At 68.1% G+C, this 25,411-nt stretch carries 24 protein-coding genes and 1 riboswitch; of the genes, 10 read left to right on the top strand and 14 right to left on the bottom strand.

Features of this window, described 5'->3' with window-relative positions; genetic code table 11:
* Nucleotides 1–120: 120 nt before the first annotated feature.
* The 5 genes from cydD to cydX all read left to right on the top strand — a co-directional run bounded on the left by cydD (nt 121) and on the right by cydX (nt 6,464).
* Entirely contained in the window at nt 121–1,776 is a 1,656-nt protein-coding gene (gene cydD / locus E8M01_RS07560; protein ID WP_136964496.1) for a thiol reductant ABC exporter subunit CydD, read from the top strand.
* Nucleotides 1,773–3,461, top strand: a complete 1,689-nt coding sequence (locus E8M01_RS07555) for an amino acid ABC transporter ATP-binding/permease protein (protein WP_136959569.1) — start codon at nt 1,773–1,775, stop codon at nt 3,459–3,461. Before cydD ends, E8M01_RS07555 begins: the two co-directional genes overlap by 4 nt.
* Nucleotides 3,462–3,547: 86 nt before the next feature.
* Complete coding sequence (locus E8M01_RS07550; RefSeq protein ID WP_136959568.1) at nt 3,548–5,125, top strand: cytochrome ubiquinol oxidase subunit I; 1,578 nt, start codon at nt 3,548–3,550, stop codon at nt 5,123–5,125.
* A 5-nt stretch (nt 5,126–5,130) separates the two neighbouring features.
* Nucleotides 5,131–6,285 (top strand): cytochrome d ubiquinol oxidase subunit II, encoded by a 1,155-nt coding sequence (gene cydB, locus E8M01_RS07545; RefSeq protein WP_136959567.1) that lies wholly within the window; start codon nt 5,131–5,133, stop codon nt 6,283–6,285.
* Nucleotides 6,286–6,299: 14 nt separating this feature from the next.
* On the top strand, nt 6,300–6,464 hold the full coding sequence (gene cydX / locus E8M01_RS07540; RefSeq protein WP_136959566.1) for a cytochrome bd-I oxidase subunit CydX: 165 nt from the start codon (nt 6,300–6,302) through the stop codon (nt 6,462–6,464).
* A gap of 57 nt (nt 6,465–6,521) precedes the next feature.
* Here cydX and E8M01_RS07535 read toward each other — a convergent pair whose 3' ends face one another.
* Nucleotides 6,522–8,060, bottom strand: coding sequence for an MFS transporter (locus E8M01_RS07535; protein ID WP_136959565.1), 1,539 nt, complete (start codon nt 8,058–8,060; stop codon nt 6,522–6,524).
* Nucleotides 8,061–8,090: 30 nt separating this feature from the next.
* Nucleotides 8,091–8,831, bottom strand: coding sequence for a 3-oxoacyl-ACP reductase family protein (locus E8M01_RS07530; RefSeq protein ID WP_136959564.1), 741 nt, complete (start codon nt 8,829–8,831; stop codon nt 8,091–8,093).
* Nucleotides 8,832–8,931: 100 nt separating this feature from the next.
* Between E8M01_RS07530 and E8M01_RS07525 the strand changes: the two genes are divergently transcribed.
* The 3 genes from E8M01_RS07525 (at nt 8,932) to E8M01_RS07515 (ending at nt 11,291) form a co-directional block, all read left to right on the top strand.
* The gene (locus E8M01_RS07525) at nt 8,932–9,594 is read left to right on the top strand and encodes a TetR/AcrR family transcriptional regulator (RefSeq protein ID WP_136959563.1); all 663 of its coding nucleotides are present in this window, start codon (nt 8,932–8,934) and stop codon (nt 9,592–9,594) included.
* 90 nt (nt 9,595–9,684) lie between these two features.
* A complete protein-coding gene (locus tag E8M01_RS07520; protein ID WP_136959562.1) occupies nt 9,685–10,134 on the top strand; it encodes a nuclear transport factor 2 family protein in 450 nt (149 codons plus the stop codon).
* 126 nt (nt 10,135–10,260) lie between these two features.
* Nucleotides 10,261–10,338: riboswitch (SAM riboswitch) on the top strand.
* Between the two features lie 32 nt (nt 10,339–10,370).
* Nucleotides 10,371–11,291, top strand: coding sequence for a homoserine O-succinyltransferase (locus E8M01_RS07515; protein WP_136959561.1), 921 nt, complete (start codon nt 10,371–10,373; stop codon nt 11,289–11,291).
* 23 nt (nt 11,292–11,314) lie between these two features.
* Here the strand turns inward: E8M01_RS07515 and E8M01_RS07510 are convergent, their stop codons facing one another.
* The 7 genes from E8M01_RS07510 to E8M01_RS35025 form a co-directional block, all read right to left on the bottom strand.
* Nucleotides 11,315–12,733 carry a patatin-like phospholipase family protein gene (locus tag E8M01_RS07510; RefSeq protein WP_170181823.1) on the bottom strand — a complete coding sequence of 473 codons (1,419 nt, stop codon included), beginning with the start codon at nt 12,731–12,733 and terminating at the stop codon, nt 11,315–11,317.
* Nucleotides 12,734–12,968: 235 nt separating this feature from the next.
* The gene (locus E8M01_RS07505) at nt 12,969–14,363 is read right to left on the bottom strand and encodes a sensor histidine kinase (RefSeq protein ID WP_136959559.1); all 1,395 of its coding nucleotides are present in this window, start codon (nt 14,361–14,363) and stop codon (nt 12,969–12,971) included.
* Between the two features lie 38 nt (nt 14,364–14,401).
* Nucleotides 14,402–15,076, bottom strand: a complete 675-nt coding sequence (locus tag E8M01_RS07500; RefSeq protein ID WP_136964495.1) for a response regulator transcription factor — start codon at nt 15,074–15,076, stop codon at nt 14,402–14,404.
* A gap of 117 nt (nt 15,077–15,193) precedes the next feature.
* Nucleotides 15,194–16,519, bottom strand: coding sequence for a S1 family peptidase (locus tag E8M01_RS07495; RefSeq protein ID WP_136959558.1), 1,326 nt, complete (start codon nt 16,517–16,519; stop codon nt 15,194–15,196).
* 216 nt (nt 16,520–16,735) lie between these two features.
* Entirely contained in the window at nt 16,736–17,212 is a 477-nt protein-coding gene (locus E8M01_RS07490; RefSeq protein WP_136959557.1) for a hypothetical protein, read from the bottom strand.
* Between the two features lie 54 nt (nt 17,213–17,266).
* Entirely contained in the window at nt 17,267–17,500 is a 234-nt protein-coding gene (locus E8M01_RS07485; protein ID WP_136959556.1) for a hypothetical protein, read from the bottom strand.
* Between the two features lie 153 nt (nt 17,501–17,653).
* Nucleotides 17,654–18,580 carry a hypothetical protein gene (locus E8M01_RS35025; RefSeq protein ID WP_170181822.1) on the bottom strand — a complete coding sequence of 309 codons (927 nt, stop codon included), beginning with the start codon at nt 18,578–18,580 and terminating at the stop codon, nt 17,654–17,656.
* 171 nt (nt 18,581–18,751) lie between these two features.
* On the opposite strand from E8M01_RS35025, the gene E8M01_RS35020 reads away from it, so the two are divergent.
* Nucleotides 18,752–19,819 carry a caspase family protein gene (locus tag E8M01_RS35020; protein ID WP_170181821.1) on the top strand — a complete coding sequence of 356 codons (1,068 nt, stop codon included), beginning with the start codon at nt 18,752–18,754 and terminating at the stop codon, nt 19,817–19,819.
* Nucleotides 19,820–19,853: 34 nt separating this feature from the next.
* Here the strand turns inward: E8M01_RS35020 and E8M01_RS07475 are convergent, their stop codons facing one another.
* The 4 genes from E8M01_RS07475 to E8M01_RS07460 all read right to left on the bottom strand — a co-directional run bounded on the left by E8M01_RS07475 (nt 19,854) and on the right by E8M01_RS07460 (nt 23,323).
* Entirely contained in the window at nt 19,854–21,629 is a 1,776-nt protein-coding gene (locus E8M01_RS07475) for a caspase family protein (protein ID WP_136959554.1), read from the bottom strand.
* 130 nt (nt 21,630–21,759) lie between these two features.
* On the bottom strand, nt 21,760–22,068 hold the full coding sequence (locus E8M01_RS07470; RefSeq protein ID WP_136959553.1) for a hypothetical protein: 309 nt from the start codon (nt 22,066–22,068) through the stop codon (nt 21,760–21,762).
* Nucleotides 22,069–22,312: 244 nt separating this feature from the next.
* Entirely contained in the window at nt 22,313–22,675 is a 363-nt protein-coding gene (locus E8M01_RS07465) for a hypothetical protein (RefSeq protein WP_136959552.1), read from the bottom strand.
* 135 nt (nt 22,676–22,810) lie between these two features.
* Nucleotides 22,811–23,323, bottom strand: a complete 513-nt coding sequence (locus E8M01_RS07460) for a hypothetical protein (RefSeq protein WP_342778690.1) — start codon at nt 23,321–23,323, stop codon at nt 22,811–22,813.
* Between the two features lie 138 nt (nt 23,324–23,461).
* Between E8M01_RS07460 and E8M01_RS07455 the strand changes: the two genes are divergently transcribed.
* Entirely contained in the window at nt 23,462–23,983 is a 522-nt protein-coding gene (locus tag E8M01_RS07455) for a hypothetical protein (RefSeq protein WP_170181820.1), read from the top strand.
* Here the strand turns inward: E8M01_RS07455 and E8M01_RS07450 are convergent.
* Nucleotides 23,950–24,657 carry an IS1 family transposase gene (locus E8M01_RS07450; protein WP_136959549.1) on the bottom strand — a complete coding sequence of 236 codons (708 nt, stop codon included), beginning with the start codon at nt 24,655–24,657 and terminating at the stop codon, nt 23,950–23,952. The two genes, E8M01_RS07455 and E8M01_RS07450, sit on opposite strands and share 34 nt — an antisense overlap.
* Nucleotides 24,658–25,411: the final 754 nt, after the last annotated feature.

Genomic DNA, 25,411 nt, shown 5'->3' with positions numbered 1-25,411 from the left:
GGGCGGGGCGCCGCGGCGGCGCTTCGGGGTTTCCCGCAGGGCCGGCGCCGGGGAAAGCCCGATGGCGGAACGCCCGGCGCAGCCTCCAATGCGACGACGGCGGAGCAGGGAGCGCAAGCCATTGCCGCGCATCGGCCAGGTCTTCGCATCGGCGGCTGGCTGCAGGTTGCGGCATCGCTGCTGTGGCTGCCGCAGGCCGCGCTCATCGCCCAGGCGGTCGGGCGGCTGGCCGATGGCGGCGGCGTCGAGGCGGTCGTCTGGCCGGCCGCCCTGGTGCTCGGGCTTGGCCTCGCCCGTGCCGGGATCGAGGCGGCGGGAAGCCGTCTTGCCTTCCGCGCGGCGCGCGCGACCCTGTCCGACCTGCGCGACCGGGCGGTCTCGGCGCTCTCCGCCGGCTCGCCGCTCGACAGCGCCCGCCCGGCCTCGGGCCTCGCCGCCAGCGTCATCGCCGAACAGGCCGATACCGTGACGCCCTACCTCGCCCGGTTTCAGCCGGCCCGGCTGCGCGCAACCGTCGTGCCGCTGGTGATCCTCGCCGCGGTCCTGCCGCTGTCCTGGACCGCCGCGCTGGTCCTGCTGATCGCCGCGCCGCTGATCCCGATCTTCATGGCGCTGATCGGCTGGCGCGCCAAGGCCGCCAGCGAGGCGCAGATGGTCGAGCTCGGCGGCATGAATGCTTTCCTGCTCGACCGGCTGCGCGGGCTCGCCACCATTCGCGGCCTCGGCGCGGTCGACCTGACGGCGCGCCGCCTGCGCGCCAATGCCGAGGCGCTGCGCCGCCGCACCATGGCGGTGCTGCGCATCGCCTTCCTGTCCTCGGCGGTGCTCGAACTGTTCGCGGCGCTGGGTGTCGCCATGGTTGCCGTCTATATCGGCTTTCACCTGCTCGGCCAGCTGCCCTTCGGCGCCTGGGGCGCCAAGCTCGACCTGGCCCAGGGCCTGTTCATCCTGCTGCTGGCGCCGGCCTTTTTCGAGCCGCTGCGCGATGTGTCGGCGGTTTGGCATGATCGCGCCGCGGGCGAGGCGGCGATCGGCGCGCTGCACCGCCTGTCGCTCCATCGCCTTGCCTTGCCCGGTGCGGCCGGCGATGTCGAATCGGCCGCAAATCCACCGGCGACCCGGCCGGCAGGTCCGCCGGCGGTCCGGATCGAGGGCCTCGGGTTTCGCCATGCCGGCGCCGGCGCGGCCGTCCTGGAGGATTTCGACCTGACGGTCGCGGCGGGTGAACGGGTTGCCCTGCTCGGCCCGAGCGGATCGGGAAAATCGACGCTGCTGGCACTGGTCGCCGGCCTGGCGCCGGCGGGGTCCGGCCGCATCAGCATTGGTGATGTCGCGCTCGGCCCGGAGACATCGGCGGCGCTGCGCCGGCGCATGGCCTGGATCGGCCAGCGCCCGCATATCTTCGCCGGTTCGATCCGGACCAATATCGCGCTCGGCCGGCCGGATGTGACGCCGACCGACGTCGCCGCCGCACTCAAGGTGGTGGCGCTGGACAAGGTTGCTTCGGCGAGATCCGATGCCGAGATCGGCGAAGGCGGCACCGGGCTTTCCGGTGGCGAGATCTTGCGGCTGGCGCTGGCGCGGGCCGCCGCCGACGGCCGGACCGACCTCTTGCTGGTCGACGAGCCGACCGCCCATCTCGACGGCGCGACGGCCGCCGAGGTCACCGACGGCCTGATCGCGGTTGCCGCGGGCCGCACGCTGATCCTCGCCACCCATGATCCGGTGCTGGCCGCGCGCATGGACCGGATCATCAGGCTTGAGGCGCGGTCATGACGATCCGGCGCGACCTCGGTCCGGTGCTTGCCCTGTTCGCCGGCGAACGCCGGGGCCTGATGGCCGGCGGCGCGGCGCTGGCGGCCGCCACCGTGCTCGCCGGTGTCGGGCTGCTCGGGCTTTCCGGCTGGTTCATTACCGCGACCGCGATTGCCGGGGCGTCCACTGCGACGGCGCTGGCCTTCGACGTCTTCGCGCCCTCCGCCGGCATCCGCTTCCTGGCGCTGGCGCGCACCGGCGCACGTTATGGCGAGCGCCTGGTGACCCATGACGCGACGCTGCGGATCCTGGCGGCCCTGCGCGAGCGGCTGTTTCGCGGCTGGACCGAACCGCAGGCGGCGCGCGCCTTGCTGGTCCGGCCGGCCAAGCTGCTGTTCCGGCTGACCGCCGATATCGATGCGCTGGACTCGCTCTATCTGCGCCTGATGGTGCCGGCCGCGGCAGCGCTTGCAGCGGCGCTCGTCGCCGGCGTGGCGCTCGGGCTGATGCATGCCGGGCTCGGCCTGGCGCTGGCCGGCTGGCTCGTCCTGGTCGGCTTCGGCCTGCCGCTGCTTGCGGCGCGGCGGGCAGGGCCATGGTCACGCCGGCGCGCCCATGCCGTCGAGGCGCTGCGCTCGCGCAGCATCGACCTGGTCGCCGGCCAGACCGAGCTTGTCATGGCCGGCCGGCTTGGCGCCCAGCGCGCGGCGGTCGAGGCCGCCGACCGCCGGCTCGCCGTGGCCGAGGATCATCTCAACCGGATCGAGACCGGCGTTGCCGCAGGCTTCGCCGTCGCCACGGCGGTCGCGCTCGCCGGCACCCTTGTCGGCGTCGCCCTGCTGGCCGAGGCGGGCCTGATCGGCGCGCCGGTCGCGGCCCTTGGCCTGCTGATCGCGCTCGGATCGGTCGAACCCTTCGCCGGCCTTCGGCGCGGCGCCGTCGAGCTCGGCCGCACGCTGCTCGCCGCGCGCCGGCTGTCGCCGAGGCTTCGGGCCGCGGCCGAACCCGCGCGCCTGCTGGCACCCGATGGCGCCGGCGCGGTGCGGCTCACCGATGTCTCGGTCCGGCATGCCGGGGCCGCTACACCGCTTCTGCAGTCGCTGTCGCTGACCCTGGCCGGTGGCGAACGGGTCGCGGTCATTGGCCCGAGCGGCGCCGGCAAATCCACCTTGCTCGGCCTGATCGCCGGCGAGATCGCGCCGGAGGCAGGCGAGGTCCGGGCGATCGCCAGCACGCGTCTGACGCAGCGGACCGAACTGTTCAACGACAGCCTGCGCGAAAACCTTGGTCTCGCCAATCCGGCCGCCGATGACCGGCAATTGTGGGATGCGCTCGATGCGGCGGGCCTCGGGCCGGCCATGCGCACCAGCGCGCGCGGCCTCGACACCAGGCTCGGCGAGGGCGGCCTCGGCCTCTCCGGCGGCCAGGCGCGGCGGCTGGTGCTGGCCCGGCTGATGCTGCGCGACGAACCGCTCTGGCTGCTCGACGAGCCGACCGAGGGCCTCGATCGTGAGACCGCGCGCGACGTGCTCGACCGCCTGGCTGAGCGGCTCGCGGGACGTTCGCTCGTCGTCGTCACGCATCTGAGGCGCGAGGCGGCACTCACCGACCGCTTGCTGATCATGGAACCCGGCCGCATCGTCGCCAGGCCGCGACGCGGCGAACCTGGTTTTGATACCGCACTCGCTGGCCTGCGGCCGGATTGAGTGAGGCCTTCGTTTGGATGGCCGGTCCCGCCCGTTGCGGCGCCGGCGCACAGCAGAGGACGCCGGGTCGTCTCGGCGGAAACAGGATGGAACTCGACATCGTCGCGCTTTCGCGCCTGCAATTCGCACTGACGGCTCTCTATCATTTCCTGTTCGTGCCGTTGACCGTCGGTCTCGCCGTGCTCCTGGCGATCATGGAGACCGTCTATGTGATGACCGGCCGGATCATCTGGCGCGAGATGACCAAGTTCTGGGGCGGGCTGTTCGGCATCAATTTCGTGCTCGGCGTCGCCACCGGCCTGGTGATGGAGTTCCAGTTCGGCATGAACTGGAGCTATTACAGCCATTATGTCGGCGACATCTTCGGCGCGCCGCTGGCGCTTGAAGGCCTGATGGCCTTCTTCCTCGAGGCGACCTTCGTCGGCCTGTTCTTTTTCGGCTGGGACCGGCTGTCCAAGGTCGGCCATCTCATCGCCACCTGGGCGGTCGCCGCCGGTTCGAACTTTTCGGCCTTATGGATCCTGATCGCCAATGGCTGGATGCAGAACCCGGTGGGGGCTGCGTTCAACCCGCAGACCATGCGCATGGAGGTGACCGACTTCTACGCGGTGCTGTTCAATCCGGTGGCCCAGGCGAAGTTCGTTCATACGGTTTCGGCGGCCTATGTGGTCGCGTCGATCTTCGTGCTCGGCGTCTCCGCCTGGTATCTCCTGAAGGGCCGGCATATCGATCTCGCCAAGCGCTCGATGACGGTCGCCGCCTCCTTCGGCCTGGCCGCCTCGCTGTCGGTGGTCGTGCTGGGCGACGAGAGCGGCTACCTCTCCACCGAGCATCAAAAGATGAAGCTCGCGGCGATCGAGGCGATGTGGAAGACCGAGGAGGCGCCCGCCGCCTTCACCCTGATCGGCTTTCCCGACCAGGCCGCGCGCGAGACCCATTATGCCATTCACGTGCCCTGGGTGATGGGCCTGATCGGCACGCGCTCGCTGACCACCGAGATCCCCGGCATCACCAATCTGGTCGAGCGGGCCAAGACCCGCATCCGGCTCGGCATCACGGCTTACGACGCGTTGCAGAAGATCCGCGCCGCCGGCAGCACCGCCGCCATCCCGGCGGAGGCCAGGGCCGCCTTCGAAACCAATGGCGCCGAGCTCGGTTATGCCCTGCTCTTGAAACGTTATGTCGACGACCCGCGCCTGGCGACCGATGCCCAGATCGACAAGGCGGCCTGGGATACCGTGCCGGCGGTGGCGCCGCTGTTCTGGTCGTTCCGGATCATGGTCGGGCTCGGCATGTTCTTCATCCTCTTGACCGCGACCTTCTTCATCCTGTCGGCGCGGCGCATGCTGGACCGCTATCCGATCCTGCTGCGCATCGCGGTCATGGCCATTCCGCTGCCCTGGATCGCGGCGGAGGCCGGCTGGATCGTCGCCGAGCTCGGCCGCCAGCCCTGGGTGATCGAGGGCGTGCTGCCGACGGCCGCCGCGGTGTCGAGCCTCGGCGTCGGCCAGGTGTTGTTCACCATCATCTGTTTCGCACTGATCTACACGGTGCTGTTCGTCATCGAGATGGGCCTGATGATCCGGGCGATCAAGGCCGGGCCCGAACCCGACCAGGAGCCGGAAGCGGCCCTGCTGTCGCCCCTCGTCGTGCCTGCGGAGTGAAGACCATGATCCTGCACGAACTGATCGACTATCAAACCTTGCGCCTGATCTGGTGGGTGCTGCTCGGCGTGCTGCTGATCGGCTTCGCCGTGACCGACGGCTTCGATCTTGGCGTCGGCATCCTCCTGCCCTTCGTCGGCCGCACCGATCTCGAACGGCGCGTTGCCATCAACACCATCGGGCCGGTCTGGGAGGGCAATCAGGTCTGGCTGATCCTCGGCGGCGGCGCCATCTTCGCCGCCTGGCCGGCGCTCTATGCCGTGTCGTTCTCCGGCTTCTATCTCGCCATGTTCGCGGTGCTGGCGGCGCTGATCCTTCGTCCGGTCGGCTTCAAGTACCGCAGCAAGCGCGAGAGCCCGAGCTGGCGCCAGGCCTGGGACTGGGCGCTGTTCACCGGCGGCTTCGTGCCGGCGCTGATCTTCGGCGTGGCGGTCGGCAATGTGCTGCAGGGCGTGCCGTTCCGCTTCGATGCCGACCTGCGCATCTTCTATGACGGTTCGTTCTTCGGCCTGCTCAACCCCTTCGCGCTTTTGTGCGGGCTCCTGTCGGTCGCCATGATGATCATGCATGGCGGCGCCTGGCTGGCGCTCAAGACCGAAGGTCCGGTGAGCGACCGGGCGCGGGCCTATGGCAGCCTGGCGGCACTCGCGGTCATTGCGCTGTTCGCGCTTTGCGGCGTCATCCTCTGGCTGTTCGTCGACGGCTATCGCATCACCAGCGCGCTGGTGACCAACGGACCGTCGAACCCGCTTCTGAAGACGGTCGCCCGCGAGCACGGCGTCTGGTTCGCCAATTATGCGGCGAGGCCCTGGCTTCTGGCCGTGCCGGCGCTCGGCTTCCTCGGCGCGCTCGGTGCCTTTTTCGGCCTCAGGTCGAAACGCGAACTGACCACCTTTGGCGCCAGCAAGCTTGCGGTGATCGGCATCGTGGCGACCGTCGGTGTCGCGATGTTCCCGTTCATCCTGCCCTCGTCGATCGATCCGCGCGCCAGCCTGACCGTGTGGGATTCGTCCTCCAGCCATCTGACCCTGTTCATCATGCTGGTGTCCTGCGCGATCTTCCTGCCGCTGATCATCGCTTATACGAGCTGGGTCTACTGGGTGCTGTGGGGCAAGGTCGACGAAGCCTCGGTCACCGATCATGGCGGCCACGCCTACTGAGACGGAGCAAAACGATGTGGTATTTTTCCTGGCTTCTCGGCCTGCCATTGGCCGCCGCTTTCGCCGTGCTCAACGCCATGTGGTACGAGCTGATGGAGGACGCGGCGCGCGACAAGGCGCAGCAGGCGTCAGCCGCTGATCGCGCGGCGGATCGCGCGTCCGACTATGTCAGCACCTGACCGCCTCACGATGTCCGGACCGACGCCGCCGGCGGAAGCGGCGCCGGTCCGGCGGCATCAGGCCCGGCAGGCCTGATGCCCATCGATGCCGGCCGCGCGTTGCGGCCGGAGGGTCAAGAGCGCGATCACTGCGGTGGCGAGATTGATCAGCGCCAGCACGATGAGCGTCGACCGGTAGGCGTCGCCATAGACCAGCATCATCGCCGCGCGGCTGAGCTCCGGCGCCAGCACCGACGCCTGGGCCAGCCCGCCGCCGGCGAGTTCGTTGGCAAGCGTGGTCAACTGCGCCTCGCCGCGGCCGGCGACAGGGCCGAGGCCGGCCCGGGTCAGGCCCATCAGCACCGCGCCGGTGGCGGCGAGCGCCAGGGCCTCGCCGGCGACCCGGACGGTGCTGAAGATGCCGGTTGCCATGCCGGCGCGTTCCTTCGGCACGACGCTGACGGCGAGCGCATCCATCAGCCCCCAGGGCAGGCCGCTGCCAATGCCGATCAGCGCCAGCGGCAGGATGAAGGCCATGCGCGGCGAGCCGGGTGAGACGGTGGCGAGCCAGGCAAGCCCCGCCGCGGCCAGTGTCAGGCCGATGGCGGCAAGAGTGGCTGCCGGGATCCAGCGGGTGAGGAAGGCGCCGAGAAGCGGCACGATGGCGATCGGCAGGCAGAGCGGCAGCAGCATCAGGCCAACCTCGATCTCGGTCATGCCCTCGGCACCGATGAAACGGGCCGGCAAGATGACCAGCGGCACGACGAAACCGAAGGCGGTGGCGAGCGGCAGGGCCTGGGCGCCGAGGAAACGCGGATAGGCGAACAGGCTGAGATCGAGCATTGGGCGCTGCTGCAGTTTCTCGACCAGGATGAACAGGCCGAGCATCAGGGCGGCCCCCGCCAGCATGGCGATGACGCCGGCATCGGACCAGCCCCGGTGCGGTGCTTCCATGACGGCGAAGGTGAACAGGAGAAGCGTCGCGGTGAAGGTCGCGGTGCCCCAGGGATCGACGCCGGTGGCATCGGGATCGCGCGATTCGCTCATGCGCGGCACGCCGAAAGCCAGGACCAGAAGACCGATCGCCACGCCGGTCAGAAAGACCGAGCGCCACCCGAAAGTCTCGATCAGGTAGCCGGCCCAGACCGGCCCGAGCGCCAGCCCGACGCCGAAACTGGTGCCGAGCATGCCATAGGCGCGGGTGCGCGCCTCGCCGTCGAATTCATGGGCGAGCGAGGCGGCGCCACCGGCCATGGCAAGCGCGGCGGCGACGCCCTGGACGGCGCGCAGAAGCTCGAGGACGAGCAGATTGGGCGCATAACCGATAACCGCCGAGATGACGGTGAAAGCGGCCATGCCAATGGTGAACAGGCGCTTGCGGCCGTAGCGGTCGGCGAGCGCGCCGGCGGCCATGACGGTGGAGCCGAAGGCCAGGATGAAGGCATTCATCACCCAGCCGAGCGCCACCGGGCTGACGCCGAAATTCCGGCCGATCGCCGGCAGCGCCACGCTCGGCGCGGTGAAGCTCAAGGGCATGCAGAGGCCGGCGAAACAGACGGCCGCAAGAATGAGCAATTTGTCGGTGCTGCCCGAACGGGCGGCCGTCTGAACGGTCATGTTGATGAACCCTGAGGTAGACGGCTGGCGTCAGGCGGCGAAACCGCCGTCAACGGCGAGCGCGGCGCCGGTGACGAAACCGGCATCCTCGCCGGCGAGATAGGCGACCGCGGCGGCAATGTCGGTGGCCTTGCCGTAATGGCCGAGCGGCAGCCGCGAGCGCTGCTGGTCGGCATGCGCGCCTTCGGCCGGGTTCATGTCGGTGTCGGTCGGGCCGGGATGGACGATATTGACGGTGATGCCGCGGGGACCGAGGTCGCGCGCCATTCCCTTGGTCAGTCCGACCAGCGCGGCCTTGCTCAGCGAATAGAGCGTGATGCCGGGATCGCCGACCAGTTCGGCGAGGCAACTGCCGATCGAGATGATCCGACCACCTTTGCCCATGTGGCGCGCGGCCGCCTGCGAACCGACATAGACGGCGCGGACATTGACCGCGAGCGTCCGGTCGATGTCTTCCAGCGTGTCGTTGTCGAGTGAGCCGCCGATGAAGATGCCGGCATTGTTGACGATGATGTCGATCCGGCCGAACACCTCGACCGTGCGCTCGACGGCGCTGACCACCGCGGCGGCATCGGCGCTGTCGGCGGCGAGCGCCAGGCCCTTGCGGCCGAGCGCCTTGATCTCGGCGACGACGGCATCGGCCTTGGCCGGCGAACTGACATAGGTCAGCGCCACGTCGGCGCCGTCCTCGGCCAGTCGCCTGGCGATGGCGGCGCCGATGCCGCGGCTGCCACCGGTGACGAGGGCGACTTTGCCAGCAAGCCTGCTCATCGGAAACTCCATTTATGTGATGATCGATACATAAATAAGATCGAAGTTGCACAACCGCGTCAAGAGAATTATTTATCGATCGTCACAGAAAGGGAGAGCCATGGCCGAACGTGGCCGTCCACGCCGTTTCGACCGGGTCGAGGTGCTGCAGAAAGCCATGGAGCTGTTCTGGCGGCGCGGCTATGACGGCGCCTCGGTGGCCGACCTGACGACGGCGATGGGCATCAACTCGCCGAGCCTCTACGCCTGTTTCGGCTCGAAGGAACAATTGTTCCGCGACGCGGTGGCGCTTTATGGCGAGACCGACGGCAAGCTGACGGCCTGCGCATTGCGTGAAGGCGCGACCGCCCGCCAGGCGGTCGATGGCATGTTGCGCAGCAATGCGGCAGCCTTTGTCCGGCCTGACCATCCGACCGGCTGCATGGTGACGCTGGCCGCCCCGACCGCCAGTTCGCAGAGCGACGCGGTCTGCCAGTTCCTGATGGAGCTGCGCCGCCAGGCGCGCGCGGCGCTGGAAGAGCGGCTGAACCGTGGCATCAGCGACGGCGACCTGCCCGATGGCACCGACACCGCCGCCTTGACCGACTTCTATTCGACCGTGCTGCAGGGCCTGTCGATCCAGGCCCGCGACGGCGCGGACCCACGGACGATGAACACCATCGTCGATTGTGCCATGGCCGCCTGGCACGCCTTGCTGCCGGTTGCGCCGGAGCCCCCGGACTTACACGGCGGCCAATGCCGCCATCACGCGAATGTGCCCTGATGTGACCGGGCCAGGGCCGCGCAAAGCGACAGGGTTGATATAGCCTCGCCGACGGAATGATCTGGGACGAGCTCAGATTGGAGACCTGTCATGGATAGACGACGCTTTGGGCTGGCGCTGGTTGCGGCGCCGGTCGCCGCGGTTCCCGCGATGGCCGCCGATGCCACGCTGGAGGCCAACAAGAAGGTGGTTCTCGACTTCTACGAAAAGGCGCTCAACCAGCGGGATTTCGAGGCGGCGGCCAAACATTTCGGCGACCGCTATATCCAGCACAACCCGACCGCGCCCGACGGGATCGAGGGTTTCCGGCGGTTCCTGGCGTTCTTGAAAGAGCGCAACCCGAATGGCCGCAACGAGATCAAGCGGGTGCTGGCCGATGGCGACCTGGTCGCCCTGCATGTCCATTCCAGGCGCGAGCCGGCCGACCGGGGCCTCGCCATCGTCGACATCTTCCGGCTCGAGGCCGGCAAGATCGTCGAGCACTGGGATGTGATCCAGCCGGTGCCGGAAACCGCGGCCAATAGCAACGGCATGTTCTGAGGCGCTCGGGTCTTGGGTCTTGGGTCTCGGGTCTTGGGTCTTGGGTCTCGGGTCTCGGGTCTTGGGTTTCGGGCCTTGGGGTATCGGTCCATCGGGGCCGTAGCCATCCGGCCCTGTGTCTTGTAATAAAGATGCCGTGGTGATTTGGCCGGCCGGCTTGCAGCCACGTTAAAAAAATCGCTAAAGGGCCGCGTGCGGACCAGAAGCGATCTATTGCCGTTATTCTGGTGACCGCCATGCCGATCAAAATTCCCGACACCCTGCCTGCATTCGACGCCCTGGTGAACGAGGGCGTGCGGGTGATGACCGAGACGGCGGCGGTCCGCCAGGACATTCGGCCGCTGCAGATCGGCCTGCTCAACCTCATGCCCAACAAGATCAGGACCGAGCTGCAGATGGCGCGCCTGCTCGGTGCCTCGCCGCTGCAGGTCGAACTGTCGCTGATCCGGATCGGCAATCACCGGCCGAAAAATACGTCGGAAGACCACATGCAGGCCTTCTATCAGGCCTGGGAGACGGCCCGGGACCGGAAGTTCGACGGTTTCCTCATTACCGGCACGCCGGTCGAGACGATCCCCTACGAGGACGTGACCTTCTGGCCGGAAATGCAGGACATTTTCGAATGGACGCAAACCCATGTCCATTCGACGATGAATGTCTGCTGGGGCGCGATGGCGGCGCTCTATCATTTCCATGGCGTGCCGAAACACCAGCTTGCCGAGAAAGCCTTCGGGGTCTACGGCCAGAAAATCCTGAAGCCGTCGTCACCCTATCTCAGCGGCTTCGCCGACGATTTCGCCATTCCGATATCGCGCTGGGCCGAGATCCGGCCCACGGATCTGGCCGGCCACGCCGACCTCACCTTGCTGGCCCATTCCGACGAGAAGGGCGCCTGCATCGTCGAGGACAGACGGGGCCGGCGCCTCTATGTGCTCGATCATCTCGAATATGACGCGGGGTCGCTGGCGGACGAGTATTTTCGCGACATCAAGGCCAAGGTGCCGATCAAGCTGCCATTCAACTATTTTCCCGACGACGATATGTCACGGCCGCCGCAGAACCGCTGGCGCTCGCATGCCCATCTGCTGCTGTCGAACTGGATCAACGAGATCTACCAGACGACACCCTTCGACATCGGCCTGATCGGCGAGAGCTGAGGGCGCGGAATGGCATCGTCCGTCTAGCGCCGCGCCATGGCCGGGCCCCGCGGCAGGCGGGGCCGTCCGGCGAAGACGCGCTGGAAGGTCGGGTCGCCGGTCAAAAGCCGGCGGCCGAGGCCTGCGACCAGGCCGACATCGTCAGGTCTCAAGGTCAGCTTGTTGTGCAAGGCCAGAATGCGTTGCCGCCGCGAGTGGTCGGTGACGTCGGCGAGCGCGATCCTGATGACCTCGACATCGAAGCTTGCGCAGTCCGCCAGATGTTGCGGGCGGGCGCAGCGCCAGCGCACCAGCTTGTCGCGCCAGGCCTTGGCCTGCAGGGTCAGGGCATCGACGCTATGCCGGCTGGCGCTGTCGATCATCGCGTCGGTCGCGCCGACAATGGCGTCGATCGCATTCGGCCCCGCCGCGGTCCGTGACATGTCGCCGCCGATCCGGGTCGAGGCGTCGACGACGATGAAGACAACCCGACGCAGCCGCTCCGCCTGGGCCGCCGACAAGGGTTCGGGCGCACCGCGGCGCATCAGATGGATCAGGCTCTGGGTGCCGAGGCCGTCGACCAGGCCGCCGTCATAAAGCTTGAGGAAGTTGAGGTCCGGCGCGGTGCGGTAGCGCACGAGCGCTGCCTGATAGTCTCGCTCGGTCAGGGCCGGGTCGATGCTGCGGGCCGGGCTCAGCTGGCGCCACTGGGCGGCCGGGCCGACCGGGCAGGCCGTGTTGAAATTGCGCAGCACGATGGGCGAGAACACCACCGGCACCGCGGCCGAGGCGGCGACCGCATGGGACAGCGGGAAACCGTCGAGATTGCTGCACAGCGCGGCGAAAGACGGCTGATCGAAGACGAAAGGCGCCCGGTTGTAGAGATCGGTGGCGTGCACGATCAGGCGCGGGCGCGAGGCGCGCCGAAGATCGCCGAAGGTCGCGCCATGGAACAGGTTGGCGTCGAGCCAGGCCGGCAGGCCGGTGAGGTCGTTCACCCCGCCCTGATAGGCGCGCAGGAGATTGACCGGGGTAAGGGAGGTGCGCAGCGCCGCCTCGACGTCCTGATCGAGGAATGCCCGGCGGAATGTTTCGAGGCCGGCCGGTCCGTTGAGTGCGTAATAGGAGGCGAGGATCGCGCCGCCCGAGACGCCGGAAACGACCAGCACGTCGTCGGCCAGGCTGCGCCCCCGATGGCCCGACGGGCGTTCGGCGAGAGCCGTGAGCGCGCCGTAACCGAAGGCGGCCGAGCGGGCGCCGCCGCCGGAAAAAGCCAAGACGATGCCGGTATCGGCGTCCGGCGGAAGCGGGCCCGGCGAAAGCGTGGCCGGCGTGGTGGTCACGGCCGGCAGGAGCGGGCCGTTGACCGGGCTGATGTCGGAGGTCGCGCAGGCCGCAAGCAGCAGGCACAGGAGCGCGGCAAGGCCGCGCCGTGGCCCGCCACGCGTGGCGATCGCGATCACGCGAAGCCTCGTAGCTTGACGGCGCCGTGCCTCGATCTTTTGTGCAATGTCCAAATAATCGCCGGTCACGCTGTCGCAATAAGGCAAAGAAGGGCCGCCGCCTCGCAATCAATGCAAGGCGAAGCTCTCCCGGTCAGCAAATGATGCGATATGCCAATTGTGCGAACATTGCGGATAGCAGGCGGCAACGAAGGAATAGTTCAAAAGCCGCCGGAAGGCCGCCGATCGTGCTCGATCATACTTCGGCTGTACGGCCGGGCGACGGGCGAGCAAGCCGCGGCACGGTCAACCGGAAACAGGCGCCGCCGCCCGGCCGCTCGAACACGCTGACGTCGCCGCCATGGATGTCGGCGATCTCGCGCACCAGGTTGAGACCGAGGCCAGCGCCGCGGTCGAGTGGTGTCAGCCGATGGAACGGCTCGAAGATCCGCTCGTGCTGGTCGGCCGGAATGCCGTCGCCCTCGTCGGCGACCTCGACGGAGCCGTCGGCGGTCACCGCGATGGTGATCGCGCCGCGCCGGCCGCCATGCTGGATAGCGTTCTGCACCAGGTTGGTCAGCGCCCGTTCCAGCGCCGCCTGGTCGCCCATGACGGGAACGGCCTGGGCGGCGGTGTCGAAGGACAGTTCATAACCGGCGGCGATGGCGAGCGGGGCCAGGTCGGTGGCGACGCGGCGGCCGATCGTGACCAGGTCGATCGGCGCGAAATGACCGACCCGCTGGTTGAGACGCTGCAGGTCGAGCAATTGCTCGGCAAGATTGGCGAGCCTGGCTATGTCTTCCAGAAGCCGCGTCTTGTCCGGCGTCTGGGGCAGCGCCTCCAGCCGCGTCTGCAGGATGGCGATCGGCGTGCGCAGCTCATGGGCCGCGTCGACCAGGAAACGCTTGTGCCGTTCATAACCCTCGTCGAGCCGGCCGAGCGCATCGTTGACCGCCTTGACCAGCGGCGTCACCTCGGTCGGCACGGTGTCGGCCGGCAGGCGCATGCCGCGCTTGTCGATGTCGATACGTTCGGCTTCCGCCGCCGCTTCGCCAAGGCCGGCCAGCGCCCGGCGGACCACCATGGAGGTGGCGATGATGGTCGCCAGCGTCATCAGCACGAGATTGGGCAGGATGGCGCTGAGGAACAGGATGGAGGCGCCGAGCACCAGTTTGCGCAGCAGCAGCTTGCCGCCCGAGCCGGAAATGATCTGGACATTGCCGGCCGCGGTATCGACCCGTTTGACCCGGGCGGTCGGCAGTCCCGGCTCGTCGCCGATCTGCCAGCCGAGGCGGGCCTGGCTGATATGATCGAGGGCGTCGCCGATACGGGCGAATTCCGGCGGCGCCTGCCCCTCGGACAGGACCTGGCCCTGGCGGTCGCGCACGATGAACCACAGATTGGGGCTGTCCTGGCGGAGCTGGACCAGCTCCTTGGTCCGGCGCAGCATCAGCCGGCCCTCGGCGTCGCGCGTCAGCGCCACCTGGACCGCATCGGCGACGGCGTCCTCGTCCGGCTCGTCGATCAGGTAACCGGTCGCCCAGAGCGTGCCGACGGCGAGCACCAGCAGCAAGGCCAGCATGGCGCCTTGCAGCAGCACCAGCCGCCAGACCAGGCGCCATTTCAGGGATCGGACGCGGCCGAAAATCATCGCGGCAGCTTCATCGCTTTCGGATCACGGCACGTGTCTCACGGCGCATGTTTCAGGAGATAGCCGATGCCGCGGATGGCGTGGATGGCAATGCCGGCGTCGGCGTCGGCGAGCTTGCGGCGCAGCCGCGAGACGTGGGTGTCGAGGGCGTTCGACTGGATCTCGTCATCCATGCTGTAGACGGCCTCCTCGAGCGACGAGCGCTGGACGGTGCGGCCCATGCGGCGCAGCAGGGTTTCCAGCACCAGGAGCTCGCGCCGCGGCAATTCCAGGGCGGCGCCGTCGATGCTCGCCTCGCGGTGGCTGAAATCGAAGGACAGCCGGCCGACCCGAATGATGTCGGCGGACAGTTCGGCGGAACGGCGGCGCACCGCGCGCAGCCGCGCCAGCAGTTCCTCGACGGCGAAGGGCTTGGCCAGATAGTCGTCGGCGCCCTTGTCGAGCCCGGCGATCCGGTCGGCGAGATCGCCGCGCGCGGTCAAGACGATGATCGGCACGGCGATGCCTTTGGCGCGCAGCGCGGGAATCAGGGTCAGGCCTTCGCCGTCGGGCAATTGTCGGTCGAGCAGGATCGCGCCATAGGCGCAGGAGGCGATGGCTTCGTGGGCATCGGTCAGTGTCGCCACATGGTCGACGATCATGTCATATCGTTTCAGGGCCGCACCAAGCGCCGAAGCCATTTCCGGCTGGTCGTCCACCAACAAAACACGCACCATCAATCCCTTCGCTGCAGTGCAGCCCCGCAAGGCCGTTAGCATCCGGGCATTGCGCCAGCATTGCGCCAGCATTGGGCCGGCGGCCAAGCAGCCGGGCTTCGCCTCGGATCACAGCTACTGGACGCAGTCGAGCGGCAGCACCACCGGAAAGGCATAGTCCTGCGTGGTCGGCAGCCGGCGCGCCTCGCCCTGGGCGACTTCGGTGATCTCGACATTGTTGCGGCGCAGGAAGCGGGCGATGGCGTCGCGCTGGATGCCGGTTCCCGGCCGTCCGATGAATTGCGGATCGTTGGCGATGCCGACGACCAGGCCATTGCCGTCATAGATCGGCGCACCCCAGGGCTCCTCGACCGCGCCGCCCTGGAACTGGAAGCGGTTCTGGTCGCTGCCCGAGCCTGATGTCGCGGTGACCGTGCTGCTGACCACGGCGACCGCGCCGAGCACGCGCCGCGCCGGGTAACCGACGATCACCACGGTTTCGCCCAGCCGCAACCCGGCGGAGCCGAGCCGGAACGGCGCAACCGGGCTGACCAGATCCGGCACCTGATAAAGCGCCAGGTCGAATTCGGCGTCATCGGCGACCCGGACCATGGTGACGCGCTGCCCGCCAGGCCGGGCGATCGACACGGCCGAGCAATTGCGCACCGAATGGAAGGTGGTCAGGACATGGCCGAAACGGCTGACGTAAAAGCCGGTGCCGGACGAGATGACCTGCCCGGGCTGGGCGCGGGCGGCGACGGTGAGCTCCGGCAATTCGCAGAGGTTCTGGGCCTGGCGGGTTTCGACACCGCCGCCGGCGAAGACGAAACGCAGGTTCCAGATGCAGCCCTGGTCGCTGGCGAGCCTGAGGTGGAACCGGCCGGTGGCGCGCAAGGTGCTGGTGCTCAGCCGGTCGCGGCCCCAGTCGGTGGCATTCTGCCCCTGCGCGAACAGCTGAACGATGACCGCCGGCCCCTGGTTGATGATCATCGTATCGGCCGCGCGTGGCGGCTGGGCGGGCTGCGTCGGTTGGGTGGGCTGGGCCGGTTGGGTGGGCTGGGTCGGTTGGGTGGGTTGGACCGGCTGGGTCGGCTGGGTCGGGTTGGTTGCCTGGTTGCCCTGCGGAAAGATGGCATTGGCGCCGTCGAACACCACTTCGCTGACCTCGCACAGGCCCTGCCGGCGCTTTTCCTCTTCCCGGCCATTCTGGTAGATGACCTTGATGTCCCAGATGCAGCCGCGGCCGCGCTCCGGGCGCAGTTCGCCGCGCTGGCCGGCGGCGATGCTGGTGCCGCTCAGCCGGTCGCGGCCCCAATTGTCATCGCTGACCGGCGAGGCGTAGAGCCTGGTGATGGCGGCCGAATAACGATTGACGATGAACACGTCGGGATTGTTGCGGTCGGCCCCCCCGCGCTGCTGGGCATGGACGGCCGGCGGCCACAGCACCGCGACGCTCGGCATTGCTGCAACGCTCAGGCCAAGGGCGACAAGTGTGCTCAGGACGCGCGGAAACCGCATCGACGAATGCCATCTGTTGATCGGTCGGTGAACTTAGACGGCGCGTCATCGGCTGTCACGCAGGCAGGCCGGATCGGGCGGATCGGCCAAGCACCGATCACGCGGCCGATGGGTCAAGCACGGCTGGTCATCGGCCGTCGGGGCCTGCCGTTCCGCCGGTCAGAAACGGCCGTCGTCATGGGCGCGCTCGATGCCGCCCTGGCTGCCCTGGCGGTCGCGCGGCCGCGCGATGCCATCCCAGAAGCGGCCGAGGGCGCCGCGCGCGGCGGTCGCGTCGCGGCTGGAGCAGCCCTTTTCGCCGAGAAAGGCCCTGGCATCCTGATAGCCGGCCTCGACCGCCCCTGCCGCCCGCGAATCATGGGTCTGGTTGGCGTCCTTGACCAGCCGCCGGATCGCCTCGAAGGTCGGCATCGGCAGGAAGTCGCAATTGCTGTCATACCAGAGGGTGAAACCGGCGAGATAGTTGGTCCGCTCGCTGCGGGTCGCAGGGGTGGCATGATGGAACAGGTCGATGATCCGGTCGTTGACCACCGCCTCGACAAACCGGTCCTGCCGATAGGGCCCGGCCTCGACCGGAGCGGCGGCGAAGCCCGAGGCGATCGCGACCGCGGTCAGAAGCGTAGTGATGGCCGACATATCCTGCTCCTTGAGGTCAGGGCGGATGGCTGATCCGCTCCGTCTGCTTAGGGCTTAGCGAGCGGCCGCGATGTGCGGCATTGCACAACGTTGCGACGTGTTGCGGGACATGGGGCGGGCGCGCCGGAGGGGCATGCGGGTATCGCCGGCGACCGCCGCCGCGCTGGAGCGCCGGGCGCAGGCCATCAGCGCGGGAGCGCGCCGGCGCCGGGCGTGGCGGCAGAGCGACACCATGGCAATCATCCAGGGCAGCGCGGCAGCGAGGGTGAGAAAGGCAGTGAAGCGCATGGCGGGCTCCCGAGGTGCAAGGCGGCTGAACCGCTTGCAACCTGACTAGACGGGAGCCCGTCGGCCGGGCATTGCTGGATGTTGCAGGGACTTGCGACCGGTGTCGGGCGGTGGCCCGGGATTACACCTCAAACCCGGGTCATCAAATCTGGGTCAGGCGGCTTTGGGCTCGCGCACGACATAATCGCTGCCGCAGAAGCCGACGGCATTGGCATGGCTCTTGGTCAGGCGGGCGAGATTGGTCAGGAAACGGGCGGTCTCCTCCTCGTCGAGCGGCGCCGGCGGTGGATTGCCGCCACGCGGATCGAGCCGGCCGAGAATATCGGGATTGCGCACCACGATGGCGGTCAAACGGAAGCGGCCGGGGATCGGCTGGACCGGCTTCGGCTCGCGCATCAGGAGAATGCGGCCGTCTTTGACCGTGGGTTCGAAGGGCGAGGGCAGCCAGCGCACGACGTCCTGAAAGGTCATGTCCCAGATCCGGCCACCGAGCATGGATGGGTCGCGCGAGAACATGACATAGACCTTCAAGGCGCCGGCGGCGGCCTCGGCCGGAATGCCGTCAATGGCGAACAGACCCTTGTGCCGGCCGATCTCGAAGACCGGCGGTCCGGAGGCCGCGGCCGAGGCGCCTTCGAAGAAGCGGGTCGAGCCATATTGTTCGATGGCGACCTGCAGGCTGCCGGGATTGTTGGGTGCGTCAGGCGCGAATTCGCGGACCAGCGCCTTGTGGGTGCGATCGAGCACGTCCTGGTCGATGACCTCGGTGGTGTCGATGAGCTGGCGGGTGAAGGACAGAACAGGCGATTCGAAATCGAGCGGCCGGAAGGCATAGGCCGCCGGCTGCGTCCGGCCGGCGGCGCCGCGGACCACCGCCACGCGCTTGTTGACCACATCGGCCAATTCGCCGGCGACATCGGGTTCGCAGCCATAGTCGCCGCGCAACATCTTGGAGAACTTCGAGGGCCCGTCGTCCGGCCCCCACAGCCGGGTGGCGATTTCGGCATTGGACTGGGGCAGGCGCAGGAGCTCGCGAACGGCGAGCCATTTCAGGAACAGATTGGGGATAGCGTTGGCCATCGGTCATCTCCGGTTCGCGGCCCAATCAGCCAGATCTTGCGCCCGCGGGAAAGACCACGGGCAAGGCACCGCAACGCCGTGCAAGGCGCTGCAATTCCGGCCGGCCGGCACGCATCGCAGGGTTCAGCCGGACAGCGACGACGCCTGTCGAACCAGGATGGAGTTCCGGCCATGCGCAGTCGCCGCCTTATCGTAGCGCTTCTCGCCGCCCTGTCACTTGTCCTGAGCGCGGCCCATGCCGCCGCCGGCCCGCGGGTCGCGCTCGCCATCGGCGTGTCCGCCTATCGCTCGTCGCCGCTGCCGAGCCCGGTCAAGGACGCGACCGAGATGGCCCGGGCACTTGCCGGTTTCGGTTTCGCGGTGACGCTGGCCAAGGATCCGAATTCCGAGGAATTCAAGGCCGCCGTCGACGCCTTCATCGCCAGCGCCCGCGGCGCGGAGGCGGCGATCGTCTATTTCTCCGGTCACGGCCTGCAGGTGAACGGCGAGGTCTACATGATGGCGAGCGACACCCGTGCGGACCGGCCGGAGACCTTCCAGCGCGACGATTTCACCGTCAACGGCATTCTCGACCGCCTGCAGACGGCGGGCGTCGATTTCAAATTTGTCATCGTCGATGCCTGCCGCGGCAATCCGTTCCTGGAGGCCAATGGCCGGACCGCGCTGGCGACCGCCAATGCCGGACGCGCCGAGCGGCGCCGGCCGGCCACCCATGCCCTGGTCAGTTTCTCGTCCGCCTCCGGCCAGCTGTCGCAGGACTGGGGCGGTTCGGTGGGCTTGAGCCTCTATACCTCGTCGCTGCTCGAGGTCATGCGCCGCAACGACCGCATCGAGGTGCGCGACCTGACCCAGCAGACCCGCGCCCTGGTCGAGCAAAGGGTCGCCAGCCGCGGCGCCAATGCCCAGAACCCCTGGGAAGGCTCGTCGCTGGTGCGTCCGGTCCATCTGGCGCGTGGCGTGGCCGGCCCGGTGACCGCCTTCCTGCCCGGCCAGCGCCAGGACCGGGCCTCGTTCGATCGCCGGGATGGCCGTGTCGCGCCGCTGGAGCGGCTGTCGACCCTGGCCCCGGCCCGCGGACGCAACGGCGACATGAACGTGGCGCGTCCGCTCGGCGACGGCGGCCGTGGCCGCGCCTGGGAATATAATACCGCAGTCGCCGGCGAGGCCGGCGGCGGCCGGGCCGAACGGCGCAGCGCGATGAGCTCCGGCGGTCGTTACGGCACCGCGGAATGGCGCTGATGCCGGGCGGTCAGGCGGCGCGTCGCGGCAAGCGCTACCACAAGGCCATGGCCAGGCAATATTTGTCGTTTTCCAGCACGGTGGTTTGCGGTGGACAGCTTGCCAGCCGCTGGTAGGCGGTCAGCGTTATGGCACCGGCGCTGCCGTCGAGACCGGACAGGCGCTCGTGGCCGAGCGCCGTCGGCGTGACCAGGCCGAGGCGCGCCGCGCCGATCAGGCAATAACCGGCGAAGGGAAACTGGGCCGAGGACGAGGCGCAGTCGACCGAGGTCTTGGGGGTCAGGACCGCCATGCCGGCGCTGGCGCCCGCAATCGTCATGGCGGATGGGCCGGCGGCACGGGCGCCGGTCGAAAACCAGGATGGCGTGACCGGGTCGAGACAGGCGGTCTCGGCTTCGAACAGGCTGGTGGCCGGGCAGCGGCCACCGGTCTTGGCCGAGATCTTCAGGTTGACCGCACCGGCGAGCGGCGCAACCAGGCGGCCGGCCTCCCAGATCGCGCCGAGCGGCTGGCCGGACCTGAGGCAATAGAGGCCGTCGAGCACGCGGGTCCAGCCGTCGCGGCAAGGCTGATCCGGCGGCGCCCGCCAGACCAGCGCGCCGTCCGGTGCGACCGGCCAGGAGGCGGGGTCGCCGACATCGACGGCGAGGCGCGCCGGCCACAGCGCGTAGCCGCCGATGAGCGCGGCCAGCGCCAGCGCCAGAGCGCCGCCGAGGACCGATCGTGACGGCAGCAGGCGCGCGGCGTCCTCAAGCCTGGTGCGCAGGCTGGGGCCGGAGAAATCGCCGGCGAGCGTCTGCGGCCGGCTCCGGACTGGGGCGGGAGCGAGTGTTGCCGTGGCGGGAGCGTTCCATGGGCTCGCGGCAGCCGGCGTCGGCGTGGCGCCATTGCCGATGCTGGTTGGCCAGGGCGCCGGCTCGGTCGGGGCCTCGATGGTGGCTTCGACGGTTCTTGGTGTCGCCCGGGCTTCAACCGCGGCGTGAGCCGGCGGCGGTGGCGGCAAGACGGCCGGGGGCGCGGCAATCCAGACCGGTCCGGGCGGCGGCAGGCTCGGCGGCTCGGGCGCCGGTTTCAGCACGAGCGGCGCGATGGCACCCTGGACGAACAGCGCCGGGCGCTGGCTGTTGCCGGTGGTCAGGGCCACGTCGCGCGAGACCGAGAAGAAGATTTCCTCGAGCCGCCGGTTCGGTTCGAGCAGATGGCGCACCAGCGCCCCGGCATAGGGGCTGTTGTCGCCCGAGCCGTCATCGGCGACCTGGCCGGCGGCGGTCGAGAACACCACCAGCGTGCCGTCGGGCAGGTTCTGGATCGAGGCGAGCCCCTGGGTCAGGCTGCCGCCGGTGTCGCGCACCGCGCTGTCGCGGCAGGCGTCGAGCACGATGACATTGGCGAGCGAATGGGTCCGGCCGAGCTCCTCGACCAGATAGTCGACCAGGATGGCGCCGCTTTTCAGGTAGCGCGTGTCGGGAATATGGGCATCGATCGGCACCAGATAGTTGGCGCCCTGGTGCTGGATGCCGTGACCGGCGAAATAGAAGAAGCCGACGGCTTCGGGCCCGGCCTTTTCCAGCCGCTCGCCCAGCCGCACGATGGCGGTTTCCAGAATGGTCTTGCTGGCGTCGATCGCCAGTTCGGTGTCGAAACCGAGCTGGTCGAGGGCGCCGGCCACCAGCCGTGCGTCGCGCGCCGGATTTTCCAGCCGGCTGGTTCGATAGGCGCCATTGCCGACGACCAGCGCAACCCGGCGCGACGGGGGCGCGGCCGGGGCTGTCCAACCTGAATCATCGTCGCCGAAAAACCGAGGAGGCATGGCTCGTGGGTCGTCATGAAAGGCGGCGAAGATAGATCGCCAGCCCCGTCAATTCAACGATCCGTCGTGCCGCAGCCTGTTGGTCGCGCCGGTCGAGCGGCCGGCATCGCCGATCCGTGCCGCGCCGGTCTCAGGCGAAGGTGGACGCGCGGTGGCGGTCGGACAGCCGCTTGCCTTCGGCGGTCCCGGCGAAGCGCTGGGGGCTGCGCGGCAGGCGCGGCGCGCGCAGGCGGGCGGGGGCGAGCGTGGTTTCGTCGGCCCGTTCGAGGACGCGCTGGACCGGCGCGCCGGCCTGGATGGCGGCGGAGGCGTCGCCGTGAGCCGAGGCGACGATGCCGGAGAGCAGCGCCAGGCTTGCCAGGGTGGCGAGCAGGAACGAGGCATGACGCCGGTCGATGCGGCTCAAGATGCCTGTCTTGTTGTCGGGGTGGGTGGTCATGGTGCGGTCTCGTTTTGGCCTGCCCGCGGCAACAGCGCGGGGCGTTGGAAACAGGCTTAGCGAGAAGGCGCGGCCGGCGGCATTGCCGGGCATTGCAGCGTCTTGAAGCTGGTTCCGGCGGCTTTCGCCCGGTTGCCGGCGTGCCGGGCGGCCGGCAACCGGGCGAAAGCCGCCAAAACGGCAACGACCCGCCGAGCGTGACGCCGGGCGGGTCGTGGATGCGGGACGGGCGATGACGGTCGCGTCACTCGTTCAGGGTGTAGCGGCCGAGCCGGCAGATGTTGATCCGGCGCTTCTCGACGATATCGCCGTCGGCGAACCTGAACTTGAAGTCGTAGACGCAGTTGGGCCGGCCGTCCGACATGTTGATATTGATGCTGCGGCCGGCACCGAGCGTGCTGTCGCCAAGGATGTCGTTCTCCCAGTTGGAGACGCTGGGCGGCGACGCCCAGAAGGAGTGCAATTCGACGCTGGTATTGTTGATCAGGCGGAACGAACAGACGTCCTCGCCGCGATCGCAGGCGCTGGCCGCGCCGGTACCGGCAACCAGGACGGCGGCGGCCATGGCAAGGCCCGCGGCGGTGGCGCGAAAATGCGTGAAGGGCATGGCTGGCTCCTCTTGGGCTTGGACACTCTTGGGCTCGGACAGCGTCGCTCGCTGTCGAGGAGATCCATAAGCCGACGCCGGCGGCTGCGGCATTGCTGCGGATTGCAGGGAGTTGCGGCGGGTTTCCGCTAAGCGTCAGGATCCGGTCGAAGCGCCGGCGTCGCCGGCCGGGCGTCCGGCCGGGCCATTGCGATGCGCCTCCAGTTGCGGCAGCAGATCCCAGATCTTGCGATTGAGGCCGTTCAATTCGCCGATCGCCGCGGTGAGCTCCTGAATCCGCGCGTCGTCGAACGGATGACGGACGCCGAAACGCATGCGGCGACGGGATTCTTCGATCTTCATGGTCTGGGTATCGGTGATAGCGCCGTGCTCGTCGACCACGAAGATGCAATGGGTCAGCTCGTTGCGCAGGTGCGTCAGCTTGGAAAAGGTCGCGACGATCCGGCTGATCTCGCGCCGGAGGCGGACATCGGTCACATGCGCCTTGGCCAGCCGTGTCACCAGATCGAGCCGTGCGCGGGTGGTGTTGAGTGTCGAAAAGACAATGGCCGCCGACATGTCGTCCGTGCCGAGCAGCAATCTCAGGACATAAATGAACAGGCTCTCGTTGTTGGTCCAGCTGAAGTTCAGGTCACCGATCAGGGCCATGATGGTCTTGCGCCGCTCCGCCGATGTCGCGGCTGCAGCTTCGATGGCCGCAAAGTCTGGGCGCGGGGGTAGCGACGACCAGGTCATGCACCTAACTCTATCATGAACAAGCTGGCTTTGCGCGCGCTTGAGGCTCGAATGCTAGACTTCTGGAAGGCGCGGCAAGTCAAGACGACGGCAATCGATCTACTGGCGCCCTTTGCCGGCAAGCGCGACCGGGACAAGGCGCTGATCGAGCCCGATGCCTGGCTGCATCCCCATGTCGTCGGTTTTCTCGCCATGTTCGTCACGGCCGTCGCGCGGCGGCGCGTTGGTCGGCTCGGTCAGAGCGCGCTCGGCGACGCGCAGACCGGCGTCCTGGCCGCCTTGTCCGGATTGGGGCCGGATCTGATCGGCGAAGAAGTGCTGCTGCTCAGCGCGCAAAGGCATCCGGCCTTCGAGGAGGGATGCCGCGGCGCGCTGGCATTCTTCCGCACGATCTTTCGGGACACCGGTTCGGACGGCCCGGACGGCGATCCGATGATCGCCCTTCTGGCGATCGCCAAGGCGCCCATCCAGACCGGGCTCATCCGGTCGGAGCATGACCAGGCCCTGCTTGCCGAGATCTGGGCGGAGCATGTCGATGCTTATTTGTCGGCGCGCATGAACAGGTCGAATTGACCTTGAGCTTCCAGGCCCCGGAACAGGCCGGGCTCCGAGCCTGCGGCGTCCGAGGCTGCGGCGCTCGAACCTGCGGCGCTCGAAACCGTCGCGCTCTTGGGATTGAATAGCAGGAGCCGGATAACGGCTTCCTCGAAACGCTCGGCCAGTTGTGGGTGGTCGAAAATCTCGGAGGCGAGGCGCAGGTTTTCCATGCGCTGTTGGGCCACGGTCTGCTTGCGTTGACCGTCCAAGGACGCGGGTATGGCGGGCCACCGGATCGGCGGCCCGGCCGTGGCGTCACCGGCGTCGCGTTCCGGGCAAATCAGGTCCCAGCCGACCGCGTGGATAATCTTGCGCTTCAGGCTCCAAGCCGACATCAGCGAAACATGGAGCAGGCGTTCGAGATTATGGGCGCCAAGCCGCCCGCGCGAGGCGACCGTCAAAAAAAGCGCCTGGAGCCAGATGTGCAGCGGAATATGGCTGCCTTCGAAGATCGTACCGGCACGCAGCGAGAATGACTTGCGGCAAGAATAGCATTTGAAGGTTGACTTGCGCGTCGACCTGCCCTCGAGGCGTCCAATTCGCTTGATTTCCCCGCAGTGAGGGCAGTTCAAATTATCGAGATCAAGGCAATATTCCAGAAATCGGCAGGCCGCGTCTTCGTCTTGCATGTCTTCGAGATTGATCGACATCACAATCCCCACCCCAATCGGAGACGATATCAGGATTGACCACGAGGCGTCGCCTTGGGTGCTCTTAATCGATCGCAACCGAAGCTCGCGCCGTTGGACGCACTTACCGCGGACAGGCGTCGAAGCCCGCCGCGGAGGCTGAAGCCGGCTGCGATCCGACCGCGACGCGATCTTGTCGGCCGACCTTTGGAGTTTGCAGAATGACTTGCGGACAAAAATACCCCTTCCGCGTCATGGCAGAGCCTTGGCGCTGGACGGGTCGCTTCATGCTCCGAGCCTGGACGTTGCCAGCTCCTGTGCCGGCTGTCATTGGCCGGCTGTGGTTCTCCAGCCCTCGTGATGTCGAACGGTGCTCGCCGTCCGACATGCGGTTCCTGGATTCCGTCAAGCCGCTTTCGGAGTAGGTCCGGCCGCAGAATCTCTCTCATGGCCCGGCGCCCGACGATCGGCGCAAACGAAGCCATCTCGGATGAGGCAGGTATCATGGTGCCTCGATGATCAATCCATTACACGATGATGACCGTGAGGTCCATAATTTTACCGATGGGTCCGGCTTATAGGACGCGTTCGGGTCTCGCGGGTTGTGGTTCGAGGATGCGTTTCCCGGGTTTTGGTGGCCATTCTAGAACTTGACGAAAACGCTTGGGGCCACCCATCATCCGGAGTATCGGCAAGACTTCATTGCTATTTGGCCGGTGACCGTCAGCGTATTTGACCGGCGCCGGAGTACAGAGACAGGGGGAGTATCATGTCC

The organism is Phreatobacter stygius, assembly GCF_005144885.1.
GTDB lineage: Bacteria > Pseudomonadota > Alphaproteobacteria > Rhizobiales > Phreatobacteraceae > Phreatobacter > Phreatobacter stygius.
Note: the sequence above shows the minus strand (reverse complement) of the source record. Positions and strands in the feature narration are given on the sequence as shown.